This is a genomic window from Prevotella sp. HUN102, from assembly GCF_000688375.1.
Classification (GTDB): Bacteria; Bacteroidota; Bacteroidia; order Bacteroidales; family Bacteroidaceae; genus Prevotella.
The window spans coordinates 114,282-139,530 of sequence record NZ_JIAF01000003.1; the positions used below are offsets into that span (position 1 = coordinate 114,282).

General features: G+C 49.0%; 28 protein-coding genes, 2 tRNA genes and 1 pseudogene. 14 read left to right on the top strand and 17 right to left on the bottom strand.

Going from position 1 to position 25,249, the window contains the following annotated elements:
- The first annotated feature begins 28 nt into the window (after positions 1 to 28).
- A complete protein-coding gene (locus P150_RS17035; RefSeq protein WP_231477575.1) occupies positions 29 to 481 on the top strand; it encodes a GxxExxY protein in 453 nt (150 codons plus the stop codon).
- On the opposite strand, the pseudogene P150_RS17400 reads toward P150_RS17035, so the two are convergent.
- The 13 genes and pseudogenes from P150_RS17400 to P150_RS0103575 form a co-directional block, all read right to left on the bottom strand.
- A pseudogene (locus P150_RS17400) lies at positions 364 to 981 on the bottom strand (toxin-antitoxin system YwqK family antitoxin); the annotation flags it as partial. The gene P150_RS17035 and the pseudogene P150_RS17400 sit on opposite strands and share 118 nt — an antisense overlap.
- 198 nt (positions 982 to 1,179) lie before the next feature.
- Complete coding sequence (locus tag P150_RS17040; protein WP_081819270.1) at positions 1,180 to 1,338, bottom strand: DUF4295 domain-containing protein; 159 nt, start codon at positions 1,336 to 1,338, stop codon at positions 1,180 to 1,182.
- 40 nt (positions 1,339 to 1,378) lie between these two features.
- Complete coding sequence (gene rpmG / locus P150_RS0103525) at positions 1,379 to 1,567, bottom strand: 50S ribosomal protein L33 (protein ID WP_004364424.1); 189 nt, start codon at positions 1,565 to 1,567, stop codon at positions 1,379 to 1,381.
- A gap of 4 nt (positions 1,568 to 1,571) precedes the next feature.
- On the bottom strand, positions 1,572 to 1,835 hold the full coding sequence (gene rpmB, locus P150_RS0103530) for a 50S ribosomal protein L28 (RefSeq protein WP_028896503.1): 264 nt from the start codon (positions 1,833 to 1,835) through the stop codon (positions 1,572 to 1,574).
- A gap of 127 nt (positions 1,836 to 1,962) precedes the next feature.
- On the bottom strand, positions 1,963 to 2,466 hold the full coding sequence (locus tag P150_RS0103535) for a CinA family protein (protein WP_028896504.1): 504 nt from the start codon (positions 2,464 to 2,466) through the stop codon (positions 1,963 to 1,965).
- A 28-nt stretch (positions 2,467 to 2,494) separates the two neighbouring features.
- Positions 2,495 to 3,526, bottom strand: coding sequence for a tRNA (adenosine(37)-N6)-threonylcarbamoyltransferase complex transferase subunit TsaD (gene tsaD / locus P150_RS0103540; RefSeq protein WP_028896505.1), 1,032 nt, complete (start codon positions 3,524 to 3,526; stop codon positions 2,495 to 2,497).
- 19 nt (positions 3,527 to 3,545) lie between these two features.
- A complete protein-coding gene (gene map / locus P150_RS0103545) occupies positions 3,546 to 4,406 on the bottom strand; it encodes a type I methionyl aminopeptidase (protein ID WP_028896506.1) in 861 nt (286 codons plus the stop codon).
- Positions 4,407 to 4,623: 217 nt separating this feature from the next.
- Positions 4,624 to 5,103 carry an SsrA-binding protein SmpB gene (smpB, locus tag P150_RS0103550; RefSeq protein ID WP_028896507.1) on the bottom strand — a complete coding sequence of 160 codons (480 nt, stop codon included), beginning with the start codon at positions 5,101 to 5,103 and terminating at the stop codon, positions 4,624 to 4,626.
- Positions 5,096 to 5,605, bottom strand: a complete 510-nt coding sequence (locus P150_RS0103555; protein WP_028896508.1) for a DMP19 family protein — start codon at positions 5,603 to 5,605, stop codon at positions 5,096 to 5,098. Before P150_RS0103555 ends, smpB begins: the two co-directional genes overlap by 8 nt.
- Positions 5,606 to 5,662: 57 nt before the next feature.
- Positions 5,663 to 5,815: a hypothetical protein gene (locus P150_RS17780; protein ID WP_197018036.1), complete on the bottom strand. Its 153-nt coding sequence runs from the start codon at positions 5,813 to 5,815 to the stop codon at positions 5,663 to 5,665.
- An 8-nt stretch (positions 5,816 to 5,823) separates the two neighbouring features.
- Positions 5,824 to 5,988: a rubredoxin gene (gene rd / locus P150_RS17045; protein ID WP_081819271.1), complete on the bottom strand. Its 165-nt coding sequence runs from the start codon at positions 5,986 to 5,988 to the stop codon at positions 5,824 to 5,826.
- Positions 5,989 to 6,241: 253 nt separating this feature from the next.
- Positions 6,242 to 6,754 (bottom strand): nitroreductase family protein, encoded by a 513-nt coding sequence (locus tag P150_RS0103570; protein WP_036932031.1) that lies wholly within the window; start codon positions 6,752 to 6,754, stop codon positions 6,242 to 6,244.
- Positions 6,755 to 6,894: 140 nt separating this feature from the next.
- Entirely contained in the window at positions 6,895 to 9,408 is a 2,514-nt protein-coding gene (locus P150_RS0103575; protein WP_028896510.1) for a YfhO family protein, read from the bottom strand.
- A gap of 96 nt (positions 9,409 to 9,504) precedes the next feature.
- On the opposite strand from P150_RS0103575, the gene P150_RS0103580 reads away from it, so the two are divergent.
- The gene (locus P150_RS0103580; protein ID WP_028896511.1) at positions 9,505 to 10,203 is read left to right on the top strand and encodes a 5'-methylthioadenosine/adenosylhomocysteine nucleosidase; all 699 of its coding nucleotides are present in this window, start codon (positions 9,505 to 9,507) and stop codon (positions 10,201 to 10,203) included.
- Between the two features lie 77 nt (positions 10,204 to 10,280).
- Positions 10,281 to 10,769 (top strand): S-ribosylhomocysteine lyase, encoded by a 489-nt coding sequence (locus P150_RS0103585; RefSeq protein ID WP_028896512.1) that lies wholly within the window; start codon positions 10,281 to 10,283, stop codon positions 10,767 to 10,769.
- A gap of 216 nt (positions 10,770 to 10,985) precedes the next feature.
- On the opposite strand, the gene P150_RS0103590 is transcribed toward P150_RS0103585, so the two are convergent.
- Positions 10,986 to 11,315: a cupin domain-containing protein gene (locus tag P150_RS0103590; RefSeq protein WP_028896513.1), complete on the bottom strand. Its 330-nt coding sequence runs from the start codon at positions 11,313 to 11,315 to the stop codon at positions 10,986 to 10,988.
- Positions 11,316 to 11,970: 655 nt separating this feature from the next.
- Here P150_RS0103590 and P150_RS0103600 point away from each other — a divergent pair.
- The 3 genes from P150_RS0103600 (at position 11,971) to P150_RS0103610 (ending at position 13,957) form a co-directional block, all read left to right on the top strand.
- On the top strand, positions 11,971 to 12,555 hold the full coding sequence (locus P150_RS0103600) for a DUF417 family protein (protein WP_036932033.1): 585 nt from the start codon (positions 11,971 to 11,973) through the stop codon (positions 12,553 to 12,555).
- Positions 12,556 to 12,744: 189 nt separating this feature from the next.
- Positions 12,745 to 13,614: a hypothetical protein gene (locus P150_RS0103605; RefSeq protein ID WP_028896516.1), complete on the top strand. Its 870-nt coding sequence runs from the start codon at positions 12,745 to 12,747 to the stop codon at positions 13,612 to 13,614.
- Between the two features lie 61 nt (positions 13,615 to 13,675).
- Positions 13,676 to 13,957, top strand: coding sequence for an STAS-like domain-containing protein (locus tag P150_RS0103610; RefSeq protein WP_028896517.1), 282 nt, complete (start codon positions 13,676 to 13,678; stop codon positions 13,955 to 13,957).
- A gap of 525 nt (positions 13,958 to 14,482) precedes the next feature.
- On the opposite strand, the gene hcp is transcribed toward P150_RS0103610, so the two are convergent.
- Both hcp and P150_RS0103620 read right to left on the bottom strand, forming a co-directional pair.
- Entirely contained in the window at positions 14,483 to 16,135 is a 1,653-nt protein-coding gene (gene hcp, locus P150_RS0103615; RefSeq protein ID WP_028896518.1) for a hydroxylamine reductase, read from the bottom strand.
- A gap of 412 nt (positions 16,136 to 16,547) precedes the next feature.
- Entirely contained in the window at positions 16,548 to 17,369 is an 822-nt protein-coding gene (locus P150_RS0103620) for a hypothetical protein (protein WP_028896519.1), read from the bottom strand.
- A 284-nt stretch (positions 17,370 to 17,653) separates the two neighbouring features.
- On the opposite strand from P150_RS0103620, the gene P150_RS0103625 reads away from it, so the two are divergent.
- The 4 genes from P150_RS0103625 (at position 17,654) to P150_RS0103640 (ending at position 20,907) form a co-directional block, all read left to right on the top strand.
- The gene (locus tag P150_RS0103625; protein ID WP_028896520.1) at positions 17,654 to 18,934 is read left to right on the top strand and encodes a replication-associated recombination protein A; all 1,281 of its coding nucleotides are present in this window, start codon (positions 17,654 to 17,656) and stop codon (positions 18,932 to 18,934) included.
- Positions 18,931 to 19,884, top strand: coding sequence for a D-2-hydroxyacid dehydrogenase (locus P150_RS0103630; protein ID WP_028896521.1), 954 nt, complete (start codon positions 18,931 to 18,933; stop codon positions 19,882 to 19,884). The genes P150_RS0103625 and P150_RS0103630 overlap by 4 nt, the downstream gene beginning before the upstream one ends.
- Before the next feature lie 198 nt (positions 19,885 to 20,082).
- Positions 20,083 to 20,742 carry a trimeric intracellular cation channel family protein gene (locus P150_RS0103635; RefSeq protein WP_028896522.1) on the top strand — a complete coding sequence of 220 codons (660 nt, stop codon included), beginning with the start codon at positions 20,083 to 20,085 and terminating at the stop codon, positions 20,740 to 20,742.
- Between the two features lie 91 nt (positions 20,743 to 20,833).
- Positions 20,834 to 20,907 (top strand) — tRNA-Arg (locus P150_RS0103640).
- A gap of 357 nt (positions 20,908 to 21,264) precedes the next feature.
- Here the strand turns inward: P150_RS0103640 and P150_RS0103645 are convergent.
- Positions 21,265 to 21,337 (bottom strand) — tRNA-Met (locus tag P150_RS0103645).
- 576 nt (positions 21,338 to 21,913) lie between these two features.
- Here P150_RS0103645 and P150_RS15855 point away from each other — a divergent pair.
- From P150_RS15855 to P150_RS18105, 4 genes are all read left to right on the top strand, one after another.
- Positions 21,914 to 23,419, top strand: a complete 1,506-nt coding sequence (locus P150_RS15855; RefSeq protein WP_051617524.1) for a TonB-dependent receptor — start codon at positions 21,914 to 21,916, stop codon at positions 23,417 to 23,419.
- Between the two features lie 33 nt (positions 23,420 to 23,452).
- Positions 23,453 to 23,713, top strand: a complete 261-nt coding sequence (locus tag P150_RS17915; RefSeq protein ID WP_051617525.1) for a hypothetical protein — start codon at positions 23,453 to 23,455, stop codon at positions 23,711 to 23,713.
- A 103-nt stretch (positions 23,714 to 23,816) separates the two neighbouring features.
- Positions 23,817 to 24,335: a hypothetical protein gene (locus P150_RS15860; RefSeq protein ID WP_051617527.1), complete on the top strand. Its 519-nt coding sequence runs from the start codon at positions 23,817 to 23,819 to the stop codon at positions 24,333 to 24,335.
- A 498-nt stretch (positions 24,336 to 24,833) separates the two neighbouring features.
- Positions 24,834 to 24,968: a hypothetical protein gene (locus P150_RS18105; protein ID WP_255327167.1), complete on the top strand. Its 135-nt coding sequence runs from the start codon at positions 24,834 to 24,836 to the stop codon at positions 24,966 to 24,968.
- The last annotated feature ends 281 nt before the right edge of the window (positions 24,969 to 25,249 follow it).

A 25,249-nucleotide genomic window follows, 5' to 3' on the forward strand; every position in this document is an offset into this window, starting at 1 on the left:
TTTCTTTCGCGACATAGCAGGAGAAGCAATGAGGGTGCATCGGGAATACCGCTACGGACTGCTCGAGAATGCCTACGAAGTGGCATTGAAATATCTGCTGGAACAGAAAGGCTACACCGTAGAGCGACAAGTATTCCTGCCTATATTCTGGAAAGAAGTAAAACTCGACCAGAGTTATCGCATGGACTTGGTGGTAAACGGCAACATCATCGTCGAGCTGAAAGCCATCGCCCATATCGACACGCCCCATCGTCGCCAGTTATGGAACTATCTCAACCTGACGCATCTACCCTATGGCATGCTGATAAACTTCAGTCCCACAGGATTGTATTCGGAGTGGTTGCCGATATTCCGTGCAGGCGTTCTGTTTTCGGCAATCGCAGCCGACTGCGCCATTATCAGGGTTTCGTCGCTTCGGTATTCGTCGCAGAAAGGATCGGTGTTCGTTTCCCAGTCCACGTATTTATCTTTTCCTCCCTGATGCTCGCTGACTTTCGAGCCATTGCGCCATACGGTGGTGTACTCCAGTCTTCCTGACTCGCTGTAAGTATAGGTGGTACCGTCGAGAACGCCGTTCTTGTAGTTCAGTTTCATTCCCACGTTTCCACTCGGAAAGAACGAGACAGCGCGTCCGTGTGCCTTTCCGTTTCGGTATTGCATAATGGACTCTACCCTGCCTGACTTGTGGAAAGTGCGGCAAAGTCCCGACAAAACCGTCCGCTTGTCGTCTTGCCTGTTGATGGAAACATAGTGTTTTTCGGCACGGAGCTGCCCACTGATGTAATAATCATAGAACATCTTCTGCCCTTTATCGTCAATAGCAATCATTCTGTAATATGCAGCCTGCGACGCCTTCGGCACTCCCTTCCAACTGCTGTTATAGAAGATTGCCCCTTGAGGGATATTCGGATTGACTGTGCGCTGCGCCAACAATGCCAGTGGAAACGCTGCCAACAATATGATTATGCGTAATGCTTTCATTTTCTTCTCTCTGTTACTTTTTCTGTATGCCCACATTGTGCGAAACATTCAATATGCAAACGTACGAAAAAAATGTGAAGTAGCATTACATATAGCGAAAAAGCGAAGAAAAATATTGGAAACAGTACATATAACGCCCATAAACCAAACAAGGGTTGCAGAAACCTGCAACCCTTATTCTATCTTGTAATAAGAATATTAATCCTTAAAGAAGTCCTTAACAGCCTCGTTAGGAACCATCTGCTCATCAAAGACGTAAGCACCCGTCTTAGGGCTCTTAACCATCTTGATTACCTTTGTGTATGCGCGACCATCCGTAGAACCTTCACGAAGGGTAGCGACCGCTTTCTTTGCCATAGTCTAATTGTTTTTAACTATTAACTTGTTATAAACGTGCTTACTTAATCTCCTTGTGAAGAGTCATCTTCTTCAGAATCGGATTGTACTTCTTGAGCTCAAGACGCTCAGCAGTATTCTTGCGATTCTTTGTTGTTATATAACGGCTTGTACCTGGCAGACCGCTACTCTTCATTTCAGTGCATTCAAGAATAACCTGAACTCTATTTCCTTTAGCTTTCTTTGCCATTATATTACTCTCCTATAACTTTAATATCCTTCCAGTCGACATAGCCCTTTGAAACTGCCTGCTTCAAAGCCTGATCCAAGCCAACCTTATTAATGAGACGAAGACCAGCAGCACTAATCTTCAAAGAAATCCAACAAGACTCTTCTACATAGTAGAACTTCTTGCTGAAGAGGTTTACGTCAAAGCTGCGCTTTGTGCGATGCTTTGAGTGAGACACATTATTACCTCGCTGTGCCTTCTTTCCTGTGATTTGACAAATCTTAGACATCTCTATCGTTAAGTTTTGTAATTCGTTAATTGATTCCTATTCCAAACAGGGTGCAAAATTACAAAAAAAATCTAAACAAGCAAAAGAATCTGCAAGATAATCAGTGCAATTAATCTTTTTTGTGATTTTATACGTCCTTGGGCAGCTTTTCTGTCAGAAAATCAAGCATTAAGCGCATTGCCTTGTTGGTGGCAATGGCGAGGTTGATGTCGCGTCCGAAGTTTTCCGTGAGCTTGAAAGTTCGCACTTCGTCCCTGTTGCCGTAGCCAATCCATATCATTCCCACCGGAGTTTCCGGTGTTCCGCCGCCCGGCCCCGCGATGCCTGTTGCCGAAATGGCGAAATCAACGTTCAGGGTTTTCAACGCTCCCTCCACCATCTCGCGTGCAGTTTCCTCGCTGACAGCCGTTTTCTCCGCCAAGGTCTGTGCAGAGACGCCCAGAATCTGCTCCTTAGCCTCATCGGTATAAGCCACTACGCCTCCCTTGAAATAGTTGGAAGAGCCGGGAATGGCGATGACAGCCTGACTGATCCGGCCTCCGGTGCAGCTTTCAGCCGTACCGAGTGTAAAGCCTGATGCGTATAATAAGTCGCCGATCTGGCGGGAAATAATCTTGCTTTCAAATTCCATCTGTAATTGTTTTTAGCCTTTCGGCAGATTATTCAAATGTTACCTTGCTGAATGCGGGCATATCTATCGAGCCAAACTTCCTGTCCCGATACTTGAATGTGCCCACACTCGCAATCATTGCCGCATTGTCCGTGGTATAGCTGAACTTCGGAATGTAGATAGTCCAGCCGTACTTGGCTGCGTGCTCTTGGAAGGAGTTGCGCAAACCATTGTTGGCAGAAACGCCGCCTGCCACGGCAACGTGCCTGATGCCGGTGTCTTTCACGGCCTTACGGAGCTTCTTCATAAGAATGTCCACTATCGTGAACTCAAGACTTGCCGCCAAATCCTCCTTATGGTTCTCGATGAAATCCGGCTCATCCTTGATCCATTCACGCAGATTGTAGAGGAAAGAGGTCTTCAACCCCGAGAAAGAATAGTCGTAACCCGGCACATTCGGTTCGGCAAACTTATAGGCCTTGGGGTTTCCCTGACGTGCCAGTCTGTCGATGATGGGGCCGCCCGGATAGCCCAGTCCCATCACTTTGGAGCACTTGTCGATGGCCTCTCCGGCAGCGTCGTCGATGGTCTGTCCCATCACTTCCATATCGTTGTAGGCATTTACCTTGACAATCTGCGAGTTGCCTCCCGACACCAGCAGGCAGATGAACGGGAACGGAGGCATACTGCTGTCGTCGTCGCTCTCCTTTATGAAGTGTGCCAACACGTGTCCCTGCAAGTGGTTCACGTCGATCAGGGGAATACCGAGCGAACGCGCAAAGCCCTTTGCAAAGCTCACGCCCACCAACAGGCTGCCCATCAGGCCCGGACCGCGTGTGAAGGCTACGGCCGACAACTGTTCCTTAGTGATGCCCGCACGCTTGATGGCCTGATCCACCACCGGCACGACGTTCTGCTGATGCGCACGCGATGCCAGTTCGGGAACCACTCCTCCGTATGCCTTGTGCACATCCTGCGACGCCGTAACATTGCTCAGGATGACACCATTCCTCAAGACAGCCGCACTCGTGTCGTCGCAACTGCTTTCTATACCTAATATATATATATCCTGATTTTCCATCTGATCGCTTTCCTCGTTCCTAATATGTAAGAATCTCCACACCGTGCTCGGTCATCACGAACGTATGCTCCCACTGCGCGGAGGGAAGTTCGTCGCCCGTGATGATTTCCCAACCGTATGGGTCGTCGGCATCGAGAAACACTTTCCACGTGCCCTGATTGATCATCGGCTCGATGGTGAACACCATTCCCGGCACGAGCAGCATACCCGTGCCCCGGTAGCCAAAGTGGGTTACCTCGGGTTCTTCGTGGAAATCCAGCCCCACTCCGTGCCCGCACAGGTCGCGCACAACGCCGTAGCCGTGCTTTTCGGCGTGCTTCTGCACAGCGTGTCCGATGTCGCCTACGAAAGAATACGGCTTCGCCGCCTCGGCACCTATCTCCAGACACTCCTTCGCCACACGAACGAGCTTTTCCTTCTCGGGAGAAGTCTTCCCGATGATGAACATTCGGCTTGCATCGGCATAGTAGCCGTCCACGATGCAGGTCATATCCACGTTGATGATGTCGCCCTCCTGAAGCACATCTTCCTTCTTCGGAATACCGTGGCACACCACCTCGTTGATGCTCGTACACACACTCTTGGGATAGCCCTCGTAGTTAAGGCACGCCGGAGTGGCATTGTGGTCCTTGCAGTACTGCATACAGATATCGTCAATCTCCTGTGTGTTCATCCCCACGTGTATTGCGTTGGCAACAGCATCAAGGCAGCCTGTATTCACAACACCTGCCCTACGGATTCCCTCTATCTGTTCAGGAGTCTTGATAAGGTTGCGTGTCGGAACCAACTTGCCTTTCTTCTCGAAGGCCATTATCTTCAAATCCATTTCGGTAGGCTCTTGTCCAGAAAGACAGTGCCACCTCTTTTTCTTCAATATCATCTGTTACTTGATTAACTTTTATGCAAAAGTAATATTTATTCTGTTCACGGCAAAGGAATTAACGCTATTTTAGAGCCGTCCTCCTCCGTGTGCCACGAAAACCGAAAGGAGCAAGAATCCACCGTTCTCATCAACAGCACTCGCTGCGAAACATCGGCTTCATCCTCCCTCTTAAAATAATTTCAAGAGCGCATTCTGCGATAATCCGAAGCACACATCAGTACCTCTTCATCGCCCTGTCCATCTCTCTTCTGTCCTCCTTTTCCTTCAGCGTCTGCCGCTTGTCGTATTCCTTCTTACCACGGCACAGCGCAATGTCCACCTTCGCCCTTCCGTTGCCGTCTATGAACACGAGCGTCGGCACGATGGTGTAGCCCGGCGTCTTCGCGTCTTCCTCCAGACGGCGTATCTCGCGCTTGCTCAGGAGGAGCTTGCGCATACGCTTTGCCTCGTGATTGGAATACGAACCGTAGAAATAGGGAGAGATGTTCATTCCCTGCACCCATATCTCGCCCTTGTTGATGATGCAAAACGTATCCACCAACGAAGCCTTGCCGGCACGGATGGACTTGATTTCCGTACCCGTGAGCACGATGCCGGCAGTGAACGTATCTATAAAATAATATTCAAAGGAAGCCTTCTTGTTGCGTATCTGCACCGGCGACTTCTTTCTTATTTCCTGTTCTTCCTTATTCATTTTCAACAATTACAAAGTCTTCGATATGATTGTCGATGTACTCAGCCACCATACCCGTCCATTCCTCCTCGTTCACGATGAATTCGTCGTCCGAATTGTCGAACTCGGGCATCTGCTCGTAGAGAGCCATAAAGTCGTCATCCGACATTTCCTCCTCTATCCTTTCGTGATACCTGTCGTATGCCTTCTTGGCACGGCGAATGTGAAAATACAACTCCGTCAGCCCCCAGTTGCGCATCGCAGCGGCAAACGGATTCCTGAAGATGAATGCACCGAAGCCGTTATGAATCAACTGGATATATCCGCCGTCCATCACTTCCTCGTGCAGATAGCTCCAACCGAGCAGCGTTATCTGGTCGGGACTGAGCTGCTGCATATTCTCCTGCGTCAGCACACCACCGACGGCATCGCTGATGGCATCAACAAAAACCTGCACAAATGCGTCTTCGCCTGTTTCGGCAGCAGCCCGCAAGGCTGAATCCTTAATCTTTACTTCCAACATTCCGTAAAATATAATAGCTTTTAAATTGCAAAGATAATTGTTTTTATCGACAATGGCTCAACCTATTGCAAAAAAGACGGTGCGCAACGCTGCAATTCCCCATAATTGTTCCTCGAACCCAAACTCTCCGCCTGCGCTGCCGTCCGTATCCGACGCATCTTCAATAAAACAAAAAAGGATATGGTCGCCCATATCCTCGATTATCCTCACGCCGATGATTATTCTTCAACAACCACGAAGTCGTCCTTGCCAACACCGCAAAGTGGGCATACCCAATCATCTGGAATATCTTCAAAAGCTGTACCCGGAGCGACACCTCCGTCTGGATCTCCTACTTCTGGATCGTAAACGTATCCACAAGTCTCGCATTCATACTTTTTCATAATGTTCTTGTATATAATTTTATTAATTCTTATTTAACGCTACAAAGATAGACTTAATCTGAAAAAATTTCAAACTTATAGCGTTAAATTTTGTAACAACCCCGTTTTCTTGTCAGTAATGTAAAATTTCAGCGTAAAAATCATAAAAACATCTGGGAGTTTAAGGAGTGAAGGGAGTAAAAGGGAGTTAAGACAATGGTTCGGATGGCAGAAAGTTTTCACATTTTCCATTTCCCATCTCCCATCTCACGTTTCACATTTCCTTAAAAATCTCTTCGCTCGCCTTGCGTTCCTTTTCCTTTCGTGGGCAGTCGGCTGCAAGATGTCCGAAAGGAACGATGACTACGGCCTCGAACCCTTCTTCGGAGAAATGCTCGCGGAGCTTAACAGGGTCGTAATGGCACACCCAGCAAGTGCCCAGACCACGTTCAGCGGCTGCCAGACAGAAATGTTCGGTGGCAATGGCAAGGTCGATGTCGGCGTGTGGCTTGCCGTCTTCCTTGCGCACCCAGCACGTTGATTCGTTCTTCATACCTATTATATATATAGGTACCGACTGAAACCACTGCCCGGCATAGCACTCGCGCAGTTTCCGTTTTGCCTCTTCGGACCTTACGATAAGAAAACGCCACGGCTGACGATTGGCTGCCGACGGCGCGAGACGGATGGATTCCATCAGATAGTGCAAATCCTCGTCGCTCACAGGCTCGTCGGTAAACTTGCGTGCTGCGAAGCGTTCGTTGCAGAGGTCAAGAAAATTCTTCATATTCTTTGATTGGTGTGTTGGTTGGATAAAGGGATATGAGAGCTGAATAGGAGGAAACGAGCGAACAGGGAGACGTGCGTTGCTGGCTGTCGGTAGATTCCGACCGGTGCGTTTTCTCGTTCGCTCGTTTTCCGGTCAAGCTATTCGCTCTTCTGTCTGCGCTTCTTCCATTCCATAAAGACTATTGCGAGAACAGCCAGAATGAGGATGGCAATGGCTGCGTATGCCACGGTTTCGGTCTTGTCGATACTTGTTGGGTGGAAGTCGAGCACCACCTTGTGCTGTCCCGGCTTCACGTTCAGCGCACGCAGAATGTAGTTTGCCCTTCCCAATTCCGCCGGCTGACCGTCTATGGTGGCCGTCCAACCCGGATAGTATATTTCAGAGAACACCACGATGCCGCCCTTTGCGGAGCTTACGGTGTATTCAAGACGGTTCGGTTCATACTTGTCGAGCTTCACGATTGCCGAAGAATCGTTGGTCTGCGTCTGTCCGAGAACGGCTTCAAATTGCTTGTCTGCCACGGCTTCGTGGCGCACGCTGATTTTTCCAACCTGATCGTATTCTGCGTTTGCATCGTCCACGTAGGTGATTCTGTCTACAAACCATCCGTTGCCCTGTGCGTAAATATTGGTAACAGGCATCGTCTGACCACCCTGAAGTGGCACGATGAAGTATTTAGCGTTCAGCATATTGAGCACCGGGAACGCCTTGTCGCCGTCCACTTCCGCCATATTTCCGCCCTTTGCAGATATTTCCTGCATCGCGGCATTCATTTCGGGAGCGATGTACTTGTCTATCATTTCCTGATAGCGGCGCAGTTTTGCCGGATGATAGCCGCCTATGCTCTTGTGGAAGTAGGAAGTGTTGTTCTCATTGAACGCTCCCGACGAGAAATTCAGCACACGATAGTTCAGCGATTTGTCCTGAAGAATCATCTGGTCGGTCTGAGAAGCCTGAAAACCCTCGTCGCGGACGCTCTTCGGCACAAACATATCATCGTTCAGATAACGCTTGTCCACCTGCCAGAGGTCGATGAGACAGAGGACGCTGAGGCCTGCAACGAGATACACCGGTCTGAATTTCTGCGCCTTGAAGAATAGCAGCATTCCCACTCCGATGATGATGATGACGAACGAACGCCAAGCATCCGCGCTCACCATTGCCGCACGCATCGTGGAGAGACTGGTTGTCAGCGTGTTCTGAAACTCTGCCGTCATTCCCGGAATGCCGGAAATGGTCTGTATTTCCTCGTTGCTCACGAACGGACCCATCATATTCGGAATCAAAGCCATTATCAGTGCCACGCCGGCAGTAAGCGCAAGGCTCACGTAGACGTATCGAATCTTCCTCGTGAGCACTTCACGGTTGTCCACAATCTCTTTCAATGCGAGCATTGCAAGCAGCGGTATCGTAAATTCGGCGATGACGAGGATGCTTGCCACGGTTCGGAACTTGGCATACATCGGCACGTAGTCGAGGAAGAAGTCTGTGAATCCCATAAAGTTGCGTCCCCAAGAGAGCAGAACGGAAAGCAGCGTGGCTGCCAGCAATGCCCATTTGAGCGGACTCTTCACGATGAAGATGCCCAGAACGAAGAGGAAGAGCACGAAAGCACCTACATATACGGGACCGCTGGTGCCCGGCTGCGAGCCGAAATACTGTGGCAGACTTTCATATATCTGCGGCAGGGCGTTCATCACGTCGCTGTTTGCCTTGTCCATTGCCGACGAGTTCATACTCAGCGGCATGCTTGCGCCACCCTTTGCATTGGGCACGAGCAGCGTCAGCGTCTCGTCCACGCCGTAGCTCCATTGTGTTATGTAGTCGCGCTCCAGTCCCGAGGAAGTCTGGTTGGCACTGTCTGCCTTCTTCAGCTCGCTCTTCCCGCGCATACTTTCCTTCTGATATTCCCAAGTATGGTAGAGATTGGAAATGTTGATGCCCACACCTATGGCTCCCGCCACGAGCAGCACGCCCGAAGCCTTGAGGAAATGGGGAAGCTGCTTCTCACGGACAGCCTGCACGAGATAGGCAACAACCATAAAGAGCACGATGAACAGATAGTAATAAGTCATCTGCACGTGGTTCGCCTTCACTTCAAAAGCCGTGAAAATAGCCGTTACCACGAATCCCCAAAGGTATTTCCCCCGATAGGCAAGCACCACTCCGGCTATCATCGGGGGCAGATAGGCGAGAGCCATAACCTTCCAGATGTGTCCGGCGGCGATGATTATCAGGAAATAGGACGAGAATGCCCATATAATACTGCCCAGAGCTGCCAGCGAGGCACGGAAATCGAAGGCGCGCAGCAGGATGTAGAAGCCCAACAGATAGGCAAAGACGAACCAGACGTTGGTGGGCAGCCAAAGGTGGTAGGCCGTCATCACGCCCGACAGCCCGTCCGTAGAATCGTAGGAAGGGGCAAGCTGATAGGTGGGCATACCTCCGAACACGGCGTTTGTCCATCGGGTGGTTTCGCCCGTGCGTTCGCTATACTCCTTCTGTTCCTGTCCCAGTCCCACGGCAGCCTCGGAATCGTGTCGGAAGAGAATCTTCCCTTCGGTAACGGGCTTGAAGAAATAGGCAAAGGAGATTGCTGCAAAGAGTACAATGACTAGTACGTCAGGCAGACATTTCTTGAAAGCATTCATTTCTGTTTGTTTTATTTATATTAAATATGTGTGCAAAGTTACAAAAAACTCGCAACTTACAACTTAGTAATATCAACTTTTTCGTACCTTTGCATTATGAAAATAGGAATCATCGTAGCGATGGACAAGGAGTTCGCACAACTCAGGTCCATTCTTGACAACGCCGTTGCGGAGCACCGCAACCACAAGGACTTCGTGCTTGGACAGATCGGCGGGAAGGAAATCGTATTGCAGAAGTGCGGCATCGGCAAGGTAAATTCTGCCGTCGGCGCGGTGGAAATGATCAATAATTATCAGCCCGACCTGATTATTTCGAGCGGTTGTGCCGGAGGTGCCGACACAAGTCTCGAAATGCTCGACGTGGTGGTGGCGGAAGAGTGTGTCTACCACGACGCTTACTGTGGCGACGAGCAGCAGTTCGGACAGATTATGGGAATGCCGGCACGCTACAAAGCCTCCCGGGAACTCATAGAAAAGGCACTCTTGCTGAATAATAGCGAGGCAGATATAAAGATGAATGTGAGGGCCGGACTTACCGTCAGCGGCGAATGGTTCGTGAACCGCAAGGAAAAGATGCAGTCTATTATGGACAAATTCCCCGACGCCACGGCCGTTGATATGGAAAGCTGCTCCATTGCGCAGGTCTGCCACATCTACAATGTGCCTTTCGTGTCGTTCCGTGTCATCAGCGACGTGCCCCTGAAAGACACCAATGCCAGCCAGTATTACGACTTCTGGAGCCGCGCGGCAGAAGGAAGTTTCGAGGTTACAAGGCACTTCATTCAGTCCTTATAACATCCCTCCTCCGAATTGAAAGGAGAGCCGCACCCCGATTTTGAGATTTAAACATACAGACAAAGATTTTTTAAGATATGGACAAGATACCTTCGTTTACCATCGACCACCTCAAGCTGAAGCGTGGCATCTATGTGAGCCGGCAAGACAGCGTGGGCGGCGAAGTGATAACCACTTTCGACATTCGTATGAAAGAGCCGAACCGTGAGCCTGCGCTGCACATCGGTGCGCTGCACGCCATAGAGCATCTGGCTGCCACCTATCTCCGCAACGACGGGGAATGGAAAGACAGCGTGATCTACTGGGGACCGATGGGCTGCCTGACGGGCAATTACCTTATCCTCCGCGGCGATTTGCAGTCGTCGGACATCGTGAGCCTGATGCGAAAGACCTTTGAGTTTGTTGCCGACTTCGAGGGCGAGATACCCGGTGCACAGCCGAAGGACTGCGGAAACTATCTGCTCCACGACCTCCCGATGGCAAAATGGGAGGCGAGAAAGTATCTCGACGAAGTGCTGAACCGAATCACGGACGAGAACCTTATTTATCCTACGAAGGAAGAGTAGGAAATAAAAAAGCGGAAAAGACAGAAAACCGAGTTCGGATAAGTACGAACTCGGAATACAGAAGACGGAACGACGCACAGAGAAGCGCAATGTCATACCATATTTGGCATTGCGCTTTTCCTGTTTCTCAGTCTTTACAAATTCCCTGTACCCCCTGCAGTCTGTCCGTCTGTGAACTTTCATCTCTGAACTTGGAGATAATCCGAAGTCTGATACCTATTCGTTGCCCCGAATCATTGTAATCGTCATCTTGAAGGGCTGATTGGCCTTGACGGAATGGCGTGCACCACTGGGAATAACATAGCTTTCGCCTTGTTTAATGTTGTAAACAATGCCTTCTACGGTAAGTTCCATTTCGCCGTCGAACACGGACAGGAGCGCATCGAACGGAGCGAAATGCTCTGAAAGTCCCTGACCTGCATCGAAACTGAAGAGCGTTACGCTGCCTGCATTGTTGTGGATGATTTCCTTGCTGATTACTCCGTCTTCGGCATAGTCAATCACGTTGCTCATATTAAAAACTTTTCCTTTCTCAAACTTTTCCATATATATAATTATTGTGTTATAATTGTTGTTGATCACAATGCAATGTGCAAATTCAGTGCCATTGGGCAGACGGGCCTAAAAGTGGTAACAAATGTTTCCCTTTAGTCGTTCGGGAAAGTGAAAAGCGCAAAAAGAGCAATATTGTTCTGCGTTTTGGATAATCCTGAATAATCATTACAAATCGACTGACAGATAAGTATTTTATGATTTGTAAATATCTGAAAATCAATCGTTATTATATCCGTTTTCAATTTTGCGAAGAATGCAATCCATTCTTCGCAAAAACGCATTGCAATCTTGCGAAGATTGTGCGCCATTCTTCGGTCAGTTGCAAATCGTGCTTTGGAAGCCTGAAATGACAGTTTAATCACAAAAAGTTATTCTCATCTAACTTCTCGATGAAGTGGATTTCTTAAAGGACGACTATTTACCTATTAAGCAGCTTTACCTGTCGCCTTATGTCTTGCAAGCTCTTGCTTACCCATTCTCCAACTGTTTTTTGCATATTGATTAGAAAAAACACTTCAAAATGTTAAATTCAGGAGGCTGACGATTGGTAATTGTAATTATTACATTATATTTGCACGTGGAAACTAAAAGAGGAACATTAAGGATAACCCTCTTGCATAATATAAACAAAAATAGAACAAGAATTATGATCAAACAATTATCAGCTTTAGTAGACTGGGTGCTGCGTTTTTCGGCTTCTCTCTCCGGTATCGGCGTCCACCTCATCCGTGTAGCCATCCTCGTGATTTTCGTATGGATTGGCGGTCTGAAAGTTTTCAACTATGAGGCCGAAGGCATCGTTCCCTTCGTTGCCAACAGTCCGTTTATGAGTTTCTTTTACAGCAAGGAAGCTCCTGAATATAAGGACTATAAGCTGAAGGAAGGCGAGTTTGACGTGAAGAAGCACGAATGGCACGAGGACAACAACACATACGTATTCTCAAAGGGCTTGGGTGCAGCCATCGTTACTTTCGGTGTGCTTGCCTTCTTGGGCATCTGGTGGCCGAAGGTAGGTTTCGTAGGCTCCGGACTGGTGTTCATTATGACGCTCGGGACGCTCTCCTTCCTCGTAACGACGCCCGAATGCTGGGTGCCCGACTTAGGAAGCGGCGAGCACGGATTCCCGTTGCTCTCCGGTGCAGGCCGACTCGTCATCAAGGACACCTGTATTCTGGCAGGTGCGGTAGTAACGCTTGCCGACTGTGCAAAGCGCATTCTGAAAAAGAACTAACGCCCGACTGCCGGCACAGGCACGGCAGCGACACGCAAACACCACAACGCTCCATACATCAATACGAATGTATGGAGCGTTTGCTTTTGCGAATATTACCCGTCTAATCAGCATAAAAGTTAAAAATGATAGAAAAATAGAATGGTAATAAATATTTATTACTAACTTTGTGGTTAATAAAATTTTCTTATGATAAAACAGAATATCATAGAATTTGATACCACAGACAGGGCACAATGGCTAAAATTGATTGTGGAATCGCATTTGAAATATAATACTTCGGGAAATAAAAGAAAAGTATATATTTCATTTAATAATTCTGTTGTAAAATCAAAACTGACTCCAATGCACCTCGTTACATTGGCGTGTCTGATACAACATCTTACCGACAAAGGTTGGCAAGCGCATTTATACTATAATAATCATAGTGTAGACAATTACATCTACAATGATTTAAACTTCTCAGCCTATTGGAAAGGAGGGCAGCAGCACGTTGAAGCACAAGAGTCTGACAATGTATTTAACCTCTGGAGAATAATTGATTCTGAAAAGGATTCATACGCAATAAACATAGAAAAGTACTTTAAGAACACTTACTTCCGAGATAAGGACTTGAGTGCCGTACACCTGAGTCTGGTAGAGGCTTTCTATAACGTCTTCGACCACGCTTCAGCAAACAACAATGCCTTTTCGCTCATTATGTATGACAAAGAAAATAAGACACTGCGAGCTGCTATTGCAGACTTTGGAATAGGCATTACAAAATCTGTGAGGAATTTCGATGCAACGATAGTAAAAGACACTGATGCCTTGCTGAAAGCCATTGAAAACAACTTCACAGTAGGATCCACCGACAGAAACAAGGGGAAAGGGCTGGACAACATACTCTCCTGTGCGGATACCGCAAGAATTTATAGCGGGAATGCATTGCTTTATGCAAATGAAGAAAGCAGAAAAGCGTATGAAACAGATGCCTGTTTTCCGGGAACACTGGTTTATTTCGAGGTAGACCTGTCAAAAATGGAGGAAGAGGAAATCCTTGAAGAATTTGAACTTTAAGTATAATATTGAGAATTATACGAAAAAATGAAACTTAAATATAGCATTAATACATTATATTATGTGTACTATTAATATTAACGAGGTGTTAAACACCAAAGGCAACCTGCCTGATGCCGGAAAGGTGCTTTACGAAATGCTTATAAAAGCCATCAACAAAGGTGAAAAAGTAACGGCAAATATGGAAGAAGTGAGTTCCCTGCCTTCAATATTTCTTAATGTATCATTAGGAAAGATAATCGATGAATACGGAATTGAAACTTTAAAAAAGCATATCCAGTTCGTCAAGATTACAAAATCACAGGCTTTACGGCTAAAAGACTACTTGGAAAGATACAACTAAGGGACTGGCTTGCTGTTTATTCTATCCAACTAAACAAAGAAAATAATTTTGCCAAAAGCACGGCAACGACACAAAAATATCACAACGCTCCATACATTCATTCTGATGTATGGAGCGTTTGCTTTTTACGGATATTGCACTAAAAGAAAAAAAGAATTTATTTTACTGCATAAATCTTATATTTATTTCGCAATAGGAAATACATTAATCTTTCATCTATACATATATATAAAGGTCTTTGCATTGCTGCAAAGACCTTTTCCGTTTCAAAAAATCGGGGGATTCAGGAGTTAAGGAGAGAAGAGGGGAAGAGGTTTTCAGGAGTTAAGGAAGTTAAAGGGAGTGAGGACAACGGCTCGATTTTCAGGGCTTTCCATTTTTATGGAGTTAAAGAAGTGAAAGGAGTTAGAGGGAGTTAAGACAACAGCTTGAGAGACTATCTCTCTTCTCACATTTTCCTTTTCACATTTTCCTTTTCACATTTCCCATCTCCCATCTTCCGTTTCCCATTCTTGAGCGTTGGCTTTATCCCACCATCTTCTTGAGGTCTTCCTCAACAGTTGTGATGCCGCCGAGACCGAAGTTCTCTACCAGTACGTTCAGCACGCCGGGAGAAACGAAGGCAGGGAGCGTGGGACCGATATGGATATTCTTGATGCCGAGATGCAGCAGGGCGAGAAGAACGATGACAGCCTTCTGCTCGTACCAAGCAATATTGAACTCAATAGGAAGTTCGTTGATGTCGTTTGCGCCGAAGATTTCCTTCAGCTTCAGCGCAACTACCGCCCAAGAGTATGAGTCGTTGCACTGTCCGGCATCGAGCACGCGTGGAATGCCGTTGATGTCGCCGAGATTCAGCTTGTTGTACTTGAATTTCGCACAGCCGCTCGTGAGGATTACGGTGTCCTTCGGCAACTGTTCTGCAAACTCCGTGTAGTAGTTGCGGCTCTTCTGACGACCGTCGCAGCCACTCATCACGATGAACTTACGGATGGCACCGGTCTTCACGGCCTCAACCACCTTGTCGGCAAGGGCAAATACCTGTGCGTGGGCAAATCCTCCAACGATTTCTCCCTGCTCAATGGCAGTAGGAGGCTGACAGGTTTTAGCCTGTTCTATGATGGCAGAGAAGTCCTTCCGGCCGTCGGCATCGGCCTTTACGTGCTTCCATCCCGGGAAACCTGCGGCGTTGGTGGTATATACACGGTCGGCATAGTTGGCATTTGGAGCCGGAGGAACGATGCAGTTCGTGGTGAAAACAATCGGACCGTTGAACGTTGCGAATTCTTCCTTCTGCTTCCACCAAGCGTTGCCGTAGTTGCCTACGAGGTGCTTGTACTTCTTCAACTGTGGATAGTAGTGAGCCGGAAGCATTTCGCCGTGCGTATATACGTCCACGCCGGTGCCCTCGGTCTGCTCCAGAAGCTGCTCAATGTCGCGGAGGTCGTGGCCCGAAATCAGGATGCCCGGATTCCTGCCCACGCCGATGTTCACCTTTGTAAGCTCCGGATTGCCGTAGGCCGACGTGTTTGCGCCGTCGAGCAGGGCCATCACATCAACGCCATACTTGCCGGTTTCGAGAACGGTGTTCAGCAGCGTGTCCATATCGGCGTCGGGATCGGACACAACGGAGAGTGCCTTCTCTATGAATGCAATGATTTCGTCGTTTCGCTTATCGAGACGTGCGGCGTGCTCATAGTAGGCAGCCATACCCTTCAGACCGAGCACGGTGAGTTCCTTCAGCGAACGGAGGTCTTCGTTCTCGGTGCGCATAACGCCCGTGCGATAGCCTTCAGCCTCGTAGTCAGCCTTTTCCCCACTCCATTTTACTTCCTGATAATCAGGCAATGCCACACCGTTTGCGGCAGCGAGTGCGAGCAGTTCCTTCTTCAGGGCAACGCCTTCGTCCACCTTGTTCAGTATAGCCTGATCGTCAAAGTTTGCATTGGTAATCGTGATGAAGAGAGATTCCACTATGTAGTCGCCCACTTTCCGGTCCGTAGCCACGCCTGCGCTGCGCAATGCGTCGGCAATCGCACCGATTCCACGGGTTACTCCGAGCAGCAAGTCCTGCCATCGGCTCGTGTCCGCCTTCTTTCCGCAAACTCCCTGAATGGTGCATCCTGTGCCCTTAGCTGTTTCCTGACACTGGAAACAAAACATTTTGTTTTCTGCCATAATATCTTTGTATTTTAATGCTTGTAATATTTTTATGGGTGCAAAGATATTTCTTTGCGTTTCCGCGGAAGGTAACATTTGTTACTCACAGGTAGTTAATGTTGGTTAAAGCCTCCGTTTCGATAGAAATCCACCCTCTCCGTTCAGCAGAAAAACCACCTTTTCACGCAGGCAAACAACGACGATTTTCAAATGTCCGATAAATGCAAAACATTCTTCGCACACTTGCAGCGCATTCTTGCGAAGATTGGACTGCATTCTTCGCAAGAATGGAAATTAATTCTTAAATATTTGATTATCAGTAAATTATCAAACACTAACAAATCATATCAAAAATGCCCTCAAAGCTGTTTCGCTTTGAGGGCATTCTGCCTTTTTTTATTATTTCAGACTTATCGTCTTGATCCAGATTTTAGAAATCATCTTCATCCGATACATCCCCTGGCTGTATGTCGAGGTCGTCAGGATTGGTGTCGAATGTGGTTCTGTAACTTTCTTCCGTGAGTTTGTCCTCATCGAAATCGTCGTCGTCATCGTCATCACGGTCGCGTTCGTCGTCGTCCGGGAGGTCGTCAAGTTCGCCGTCGTCGTCGAGCAGCACCTTCTGAATCTTCATCAGTTCCTCATCGTCAGGCTCGTCGTCGAATGCTGAATGGTCTATCTGTGGCTTCTCCTTCACGAAGATAGCCTCTGTCCAAGTGCCCTTTACGATTTCGAGCACCTCGTATCCGTCTGCCGTTTTCTTGTCGTACAAGCCGCCGGACTTCTTCAGGCGTTCAGTAGGCAGCGTGGTAGTGGACACATCGAAAGCACTCTGAATAATATCCTGAACATTGCGTGGCAGACTCTCCCAGCCACCTCCGAAGTTGCGTTCCAGCACTTCCACGAGCTTCTGGGCCGAAATGTGGTGGATATTGTCTTTCGTGAGGTCGGTAATGCGCACGATGGGCTTCTTCTTGATCGCCCATTTCGTAACGGTGCTGTCGTTCAGGCGCACCTGACCCACCTTGCAACCTCTGTCTTCGTATTTCTTTATTACCTCGGGCTTGTCTATCTTCACTTCCTCAATGGTAAAGGCACTCTTTATGATTTCGATATATCTGCGTTCGTTATCCCTGAGGTCGGCATCGCGCTCGGCCTGCGCCCACAAACGGAAAATATCATTTTCCTGCACTTCCCATACATTGCTCTTTGTCAAATTCTTCAAAGATAGTCCTTGTCCTTGCTTCTTCATATACTTTCCAGTTCTAACTTTTTATGTCGTCTGCCGAAATTCTGATTCGGAAAACGATGCAAAATTAAGTACAATTGTCTTAACTTCCAAACATTTTACAGAAAAAAAGCATCGTCGGAAAAAAACAAACGCATTACCTTCTTTTACGGAATAGTTTTAGTATCTTTGCATTACGTAACGTTCAGGCAGGTTCTTAAAGATTGAAGTGAAGTTTTGAGGATGTGCCTTTACCGATTCCCGAACTCAGGCAATACGTACAGATTACTAATTTACAAGCAGTACAGATGGAACCACTCGCAGAGAGAATGAGACCCCGCACGCTCGATGAGTATGTCGGCCAGAAGCATCTGGTCGGCAAGGGTGCCGTGCTGAGGAATATGGTGGACTCCGGCCGCATCTCGTCCTTCATTCTCTGGGGGCCTCCGGGTGTGGGCAAGACCACGCTGGCACAGATTATCGCCAACAAGCTGGAGACTCCTTTCTACACGCTCTCGGCGATAACGAGCGGCGTGAAGGACGTGCGCGACGTGATAGAACGTGCCCGGAGCAACCGGTTCTTCAGTGCCAACTCGCCCATTCTCTTCATCGACGAAATCCACCGGTTCTCCAAATCGCAGCAGGACTCGCTCCTCGGAGCCGTGGAGAAAGGGACGGTTACGCTCATCGGAGCAACGACGGAGAACCCTTCCTTCGAGGTAATACGCCCGTTGCTGTCGCGCTGTCAGGTCTACGTGCTCAACAGTCTGGAGAAAGACGAGCTGCTCGACCTGCTGCACTCGGCGATCGGGAACGATTCCTACCTGAAAGAACGCCGCATCGAGCTGAAGGAAACCGGCGCGATACTGCGCTACAGCGGCGGCGACGCGCGCAAACTGCTCAACATTCTGGAGCTGCTCGTCAGCTCAACCACCGACACGCCCCTCGCGATAACCGACGAACTGGTGGAAAACCACCTTCAGCAGAATCCCCTTGCCTACGACAAGGACGGCGAGATGCACTACGACATCATATCGGCATTCATCAAATCCATCCGGGGGAGCGACCCCGATGCGGCACTCTACTGGATGGCACGGATGATAGAGGGCGGCGAAGATCCGAAATTCATTGCCCGACGGCTCGTGATCAGCGCGGCCGAGGACATCGGCCTGGCCAATCCCAACGCCCTTCTGCTTGCCAACGCTGCCTTCGATGCCGTAACCAAGATAGGCTGGCCCGAAGGACGCATCCCACTCGCCGAAGCTGCCGTTTACCTTGCCGTGTCGCCCAAGAGCAATTCTGCCTATCTGGGCATCGACGCAGCCTTGCAGGAAGTGCGCCGGAGCGGCAACCTTCCCGTTCCACTGCACCTTCGCAACGCACCCACCCAACTGATGTCGTCCCTCGGATACAGCGACGGATACAAATATCCCCACGACTATCCCGGGCACTTCACCGAACAACAATACTTACCTGACGCCCTCGCCGACGGCCGTTTCTGGTTTGCCCAGCATTCTCCGCAGGAGGAAAGGCACTACCAGTGGATGGTGCAGTGCTGGGGAGAGCGTTTTAAAAATGAAGAACAATGAAAATAGTAGATTTAGACGGCTATGCAGCCAATCCCGGAGACATCTCTTGGGAAGAAGTAGAAGCACTCGGAGAGTTCAAGCTCTACGACTTCTCGTCGGAAGACGAAATCATTGAAAGAGCGAAGGATGCTGAAATTCTGCTCATCAACAAGATAAACATCACACGCGAAATCATCAGCCAACTGCCGAAACTGAAGTATATCGGCGAACTTGCCACGGGCTACAACAACATCGACACCGTGGCCGCACGCGAAAAGGGCATCATCGTTACGAATATCCCTGCTTACAGCACCGACAGCGTGGCGCAGAGCGTGTTCGCCCATCTGCTCAACGTGGCCAACCGTGTGGACTATTACGCCAACGAGACGCGCCGCGGCGTATGGAGCAAGCAGCGTTCGTTCTGCTATTGGGACGAGCCTCTGATGGAACTCTCGGGCAAGACGCTCGGAATCGTCGGACTGGGAAACATCGGAGCAAAGGTGGCACACGTGGGACATACGCTCGGAATGGACATTTCGGCATTCACAAGCAAGAGCAGCAGCACGCTGCCTGAATGGGTTAGAAAGACAACGCTCAACGGACTCTTCAACACTTCCGACGTGATTTCGCTCCACTGCCCGCTGACGGCCGAGACCAACAGGATGATCAACGACGAGACACTCGCCGAAATGCGCGACGGCACCATACTCATCAACACCGGACGCGGTGCGCTCATCGACGAGGATGCCGTGCTCCGTGCCTTGGAGTCGGGCCATCTGCTCGCCTACTGCGCCGACGTAATGACCGAAGAGCCGCCCAAGCCCGACACACCTCTGCTCCAACACCCCCACGCCTACATCACGCCGCACATTGCTTGGGCTACGGTAGAGGCCCGTCAGCGTCTGATGCGTATATGCGCCGACAACATCAGGGCATTCATCGAGGGCAATCCACAGAACGTGGTAAACTGATTTCGGCCTCAACCCAACCCCGGAGAACCCGGCTGACAGACTGAAGGAGAAGCTGAATACAGGCAGACAAGGCGAGGGAGAACAGAACTGCAAGGAGAACGGCCGTCAGGCAATCCGTCCTGCAAGCGCAGACCAGTCTGCACTCCTGCGCCCTTGTTGTGCGTATCCCCGTCAAATCACACACAACACAAATCACAGATGATATACAACGACCCGGAACTTGTGCACACGCTGCAACAGGTATTGGAAGTTTTAGGCACATTCGCCTTTGCAATCTCAGGAATAAGACACGCTGCTGCAAAGCATTTCGACTGGTTCGGAGGATACGTATGCGGCGTGGCCGTCGCAATCGGCGGCGGAACCATCCGCGATCTCATTCTCGGCGTAGCTCCTTTCTGGACAACCGACATCAGATACCTCCTCTTTACCGGCCTCGCACTCATCCTCACCGTTGCATTCCGCAAGGCAATGAAACAGCTCGACAACGCTTGGTTCGTCTTCGACACGCTCGGCCTTGCCTTCTTCACCATTGCCGGAATGCAGAAGACGCTCGAACTGGGGCATCCCTTCTGGCTGGCGATCGTTATGGGCTGTATGACCGGTGTGGCAGGAGGCGTCATCCGCGACGTAATATTAAATAATGTGCCCGTCATCTTCCACAAGGAAATCTATGCAATAGCGAGCATCGCAGGCGGATTCATCTATTGGGCACTCTACGTGCTCGGTTTCAGCCTGCCCACCGTCGCCATATCCACCTTCCTCGTAATCTGTCTAACACGCTTTATTGCAGTATATTATCACATTACCCTCCCCATTCTGCACGACGAGGAAGAAAAAAATGATGAAAAAAACTGCTGAAATGTTTGGTCAATACACCAAAAAGCATTACCTTTGCACTCGCAATTAAGAAATACATCACTTGTAATTCGCTGTTGCGACCATTTCAAATGGTTCCGTAGCTCAACTGAATAGAGCACTTGACTACGGATCAAGAGGTTGCGGGTTTGAATCCCTCCGGAATCACAATAGGACATCTCATTGAGGTGTCCTATTTTTTTATCTCCCCAAGCAAGGTTTTCCGCCTTCCGCACAAGCATTCCCAACAATTCAACGACGCAGCAGCCTATCTGCCGAAAGCCCTTTTATCTCCCTACCTGAGTTCAGAATAAAATAGTAAGTCTCTCTCACAGATTCCTCGGATTCACAGATTTACACCTACCTTCCCGAACACAGAGAAGGCAAAGCCTTCAAGGATGGCACAGATGTCCGATGAAAACGATTGGATATTCGGTCTGCAATACTCATTCTCACAAGAAACAGAAAACCAAACAGCACAAAAAAACAGCGTCTGAAACCTTTTTGAAGTTTCAGACGCCTTAGTTGCGGGTGCAAGACTCGAACATGCGACCTCCAGGTTATGAGCCTGGCGAGCTACCAACTGCTCCAACCCGCGATATTAACCATTCAATTCTAAAACAAGTTGTAAACCCATTCCTGAATTGCGAGTGCAAAGGTAGCCATTTTTTCTCATTCCACCAAATTTTTGTACTAAAACCACGGAGAATAAACATTTATTTAACATTCCTAAAAAAGCTCTCTCTTCCTTCCTCACCTTATATATGTATATGTTTCAGCCAATTATGACAGCAACATCGTGCAGCAAGAGAATCTTCCGTTTAACATTCTGAACCAGAATCTGAAGTCCGTCCGACACCACCCACCGCACTCCCGTTTTCCAAACGTGCGAAGAACGCACGCCAATCTTCGCAAGAATGCAATGCAAGTGTGCGAAGATTGCAGCGCATTCTTCGCACAAACGCAAACTCATTGTAAAATACTAATAATATGACACTTACAATAATAAATAAAATCTTACGGCAAACGATTCCAAGCACCACGGTAACATTTTTATAAAATCTGTAACCGAAAAGCAACAGATTCGTAAATGCTTCTTCACGCACTCGCAACTCTCCTGTAACAACGCTGCACTAATTTTGCAGACGTAAAAACAAACATAGTTCTCAGAAAAATGAAAAAGAAAAAAAGGGGATTTATTGCCATCATCTTGCTACTGCTGATGAGCATTCAGGCAAACGCACAGGAAATTGCAGGCAACGTTTACGAGGCTAAGACAAACGCACCCGTAATCGGAGCCACCATCGAGTCGGCTGACGGAAAGCCGCTGGCAGTTACCGACATCGACGGCGATTTCGTCATCACGGGACTGGAGAATCAGACCTACTCCATCGTGGTGAGATACATAGGCTACAAGACAAAGAGAATAGACGGCGTAAAGGCGCAACCTTCAGGAGCTGACAATGTGGTGAAGATAGCTATGGAGGTGGACGACCAACAGCTTCAGGAAGTGCAGGTTACGGCAGTTGCACGGCGCAACACCGAACAGGCAATGATCCAGATAACGAAGAACAGCGACGCCATCGTGAGCAACATCTCGGCACAGGAGATAAGCAAGACGCAGGACTCCAATGCAGGCGAGGTAATCCGCCGTGTGCCGGGCGTCAGCCTCATCGAAGACAAGTTCGTTATGGTGCGCGGTCTTTCTCAGCGATATAACAATGTGTGGATCAACGGAGGAGCCGTGCCAAGCTCCGAGGCTGACTCGCGCGCTTTCTCGTTCGACATCATTCCCAGTTCGCAGATAGACAACCTCACGATTGTCAAGATGCCGTCGCCCGAATACCCTGCCGATTACAGCGGCGGATTCATCATCGTGAACACGAAGGAGATTCCTTCCGAGAACTCACTGTCGCTTATGCTCGGAGGAAACTGGAACACGCAGACTGCCTTTCAGGATTTCAATTCCTACAAAGGCTCGGGCACAGACTTCCTTGGCTTCGACGGCGGCAAACGCTCGCTCGGCAACGGCATCAGCACCCGAATGAACCTCCTCCCGAACGGCGGAACCGACCTGCTCGGAAACGGGCTGAACAACGACTGGACAACGAAGAAGCACACTCCTTTAGCCGACCTGAAGCTCTCGCTAAACTGGAACCGCCGCTGGAACGTGGGCGAACACCGGCTCGGTATGATCGCAATGGTAAATTACAGCAACGAATACCGTACCTACGAGGATATGCAGAACAATCTCTTCGGCATATACGACGCGCAGAACGACCGCGAGAACTATCTCCGGCACTCCGTAGACGACCAGTACAACCACAACGTGCGTCTCGGCGCAATGCTCAACCTGCCCCTCCTCACTGCGAACGGACTCAACAAATTCCAGTTCAAGAACATCGTAAACCAGATTGGAAGCAGCCGCTATACTTGGCGTGAGGGCGTGAGCGCACAGTCGAATATGGAGCATTCCGCCGAATACTACTACCGCAGCCGTACCACCTACAACGGCCAGATCACGGGCAAGCACACCCTGCCGAACGACGAACTCGACTGGAACGTGGACTACGCCTACGCCAACCGTCTCATCCCCGACCGACGACGCTACCTCATCGACGACGCCACCGAGACCGGGCAGCTCGCCCTGACCACAGGAAACGACATGTCACGAGAGTGAATCCGTCTCGACGAGCACATCGTTTCGGCAGGCGTGAACGACCTCCACAAGTTCCGTTTCGGCTCTTTCGAGCCATCGCTCAAGGTGGGTGCATACGGCGAGTACCGTACACGTGAATACAACACACGCAACTTCATCTACAACTGGAACGCTTCCAGCAACACGATGCCGGAGAACTTCAGATATATGGACATCCCTGCGCTGCTGAGCAACGGCGGGAACTTCGGCACAGACCGTCTCTACCTGCTCGAACAGATGAATATGCGCAACGACTACCAATGCTTCAGGCTCTGACGTTACGCCCTACACCTCGGCAACATTCTCAAACATCACTTTCGTAGGGCCTAAGCTCGATGCAGGTTTTCAGAACAACACCGACTATATCAACGGCGGCACGATGAACCCGAACAACGGTTCGGCTCTCGGCAAGCACCAGAGCGCAATGCACATCCGCAGAAACACACGCCTGAACTGCGTGAACTCGCTCGCAGTGGGCTATCCTATCGGCCTGATTCTCGACAACGAGAAGGGCAACACGCAGGGTGCTGCGTCGGCTGGCAGCCTCAAATTGCAGAACATCTGGTTTGCAGGAATGGACATCACAGGCTCCGATTATAATAAGGTGTACAAGGACGAGCTTTACAACTACGGCAGCAAGACTACCGATGCTTCCAAAAAGTCGTTCGCAAGCACGTTCTTCCTCGCACAGACTGGCAACAAGACCTTCGATTCGTGGTCTACGCTCGTGGCAAGCAACGGCTATACGCCGCTCACAGGCAGCCCATTGCTCACAGGCGCAGCTTGGAACGGCCTCGGCAACTGGTTCAGTCAGGTGGCTTATGTGGGTGCTTTCGGCGCAAACGACGCTTGGGCAAGCAACTGGACAGAGTTCGATCCCGTGAATGCGAATTATTAAAAGGGAACGAGGAAACGAGTGGACGAGTTCACAAGGCGACGAGTTTACGAGTGAACAAGCTGACAAGCAAGATAGTACATCTGTATCGTGAATGCAAAGGAGAGCAGGTCGGAAGACTTGCTCTCTTCTTTTATATTTTCCATTCTCGGAAATGATTCAACATTATGCCCCCTACATAGACAAGCATCCGCAGACTCTGTTAAAATTAGTTATAAGAGAAATTTTCTATTACCTGAAACCTCGATTCGGAAAGCAACAAAGACAAAAGGAAAGGACGATGAGAGGTTACAGAATGAAAGTTGCAGGCGAAGCATAGATGATAAAACAACAGGTTGAGAGAGGGTAAGATATGGAACAAGTTCGGACTTTTAGAAGAGAAACAGAAAAGCAGAAAGAAGATACTCAATGTAAAATAATTTTCTAAATATCACACAAACGCAGAGCAATGAAACAGAAAAAAATGAGGAAGAAATATACGCTGGGAAGACCGAAAAGCCGATGACACCCGGCAAGCGTGCGAAGAATGCGCAGCGACTGTACGAGAAACGGAAGGCAACTATGCGAAGAATGGAATGCGTTTGTGCGAAGAACGGAACGCCTATCCATCCTAAACGGAAGACAAACAGAGGATAATAAAAGAAAAGAAATGACGGAAAGAGGCACAAAACCGACCCATTCGTGCGAAGAATGAAGAGAGGTTTCCACAGCGAGAAAAAGGAAGGAAGGGCAAAGCATTAAGACAGAGGATTTTATGAAAACGATGAAAAAACGGAGTTTTTCTAACGGAGCATTCCATTGCACGGAAAGGAGAAATGTCTGCAGCCAATCTGTAAAATTAATTCACAGAAGAATCGGCATCCGTCAGCAAAATTATCAATGAGTGATAACGAACAAAGCGCGGCACAGGATATTGT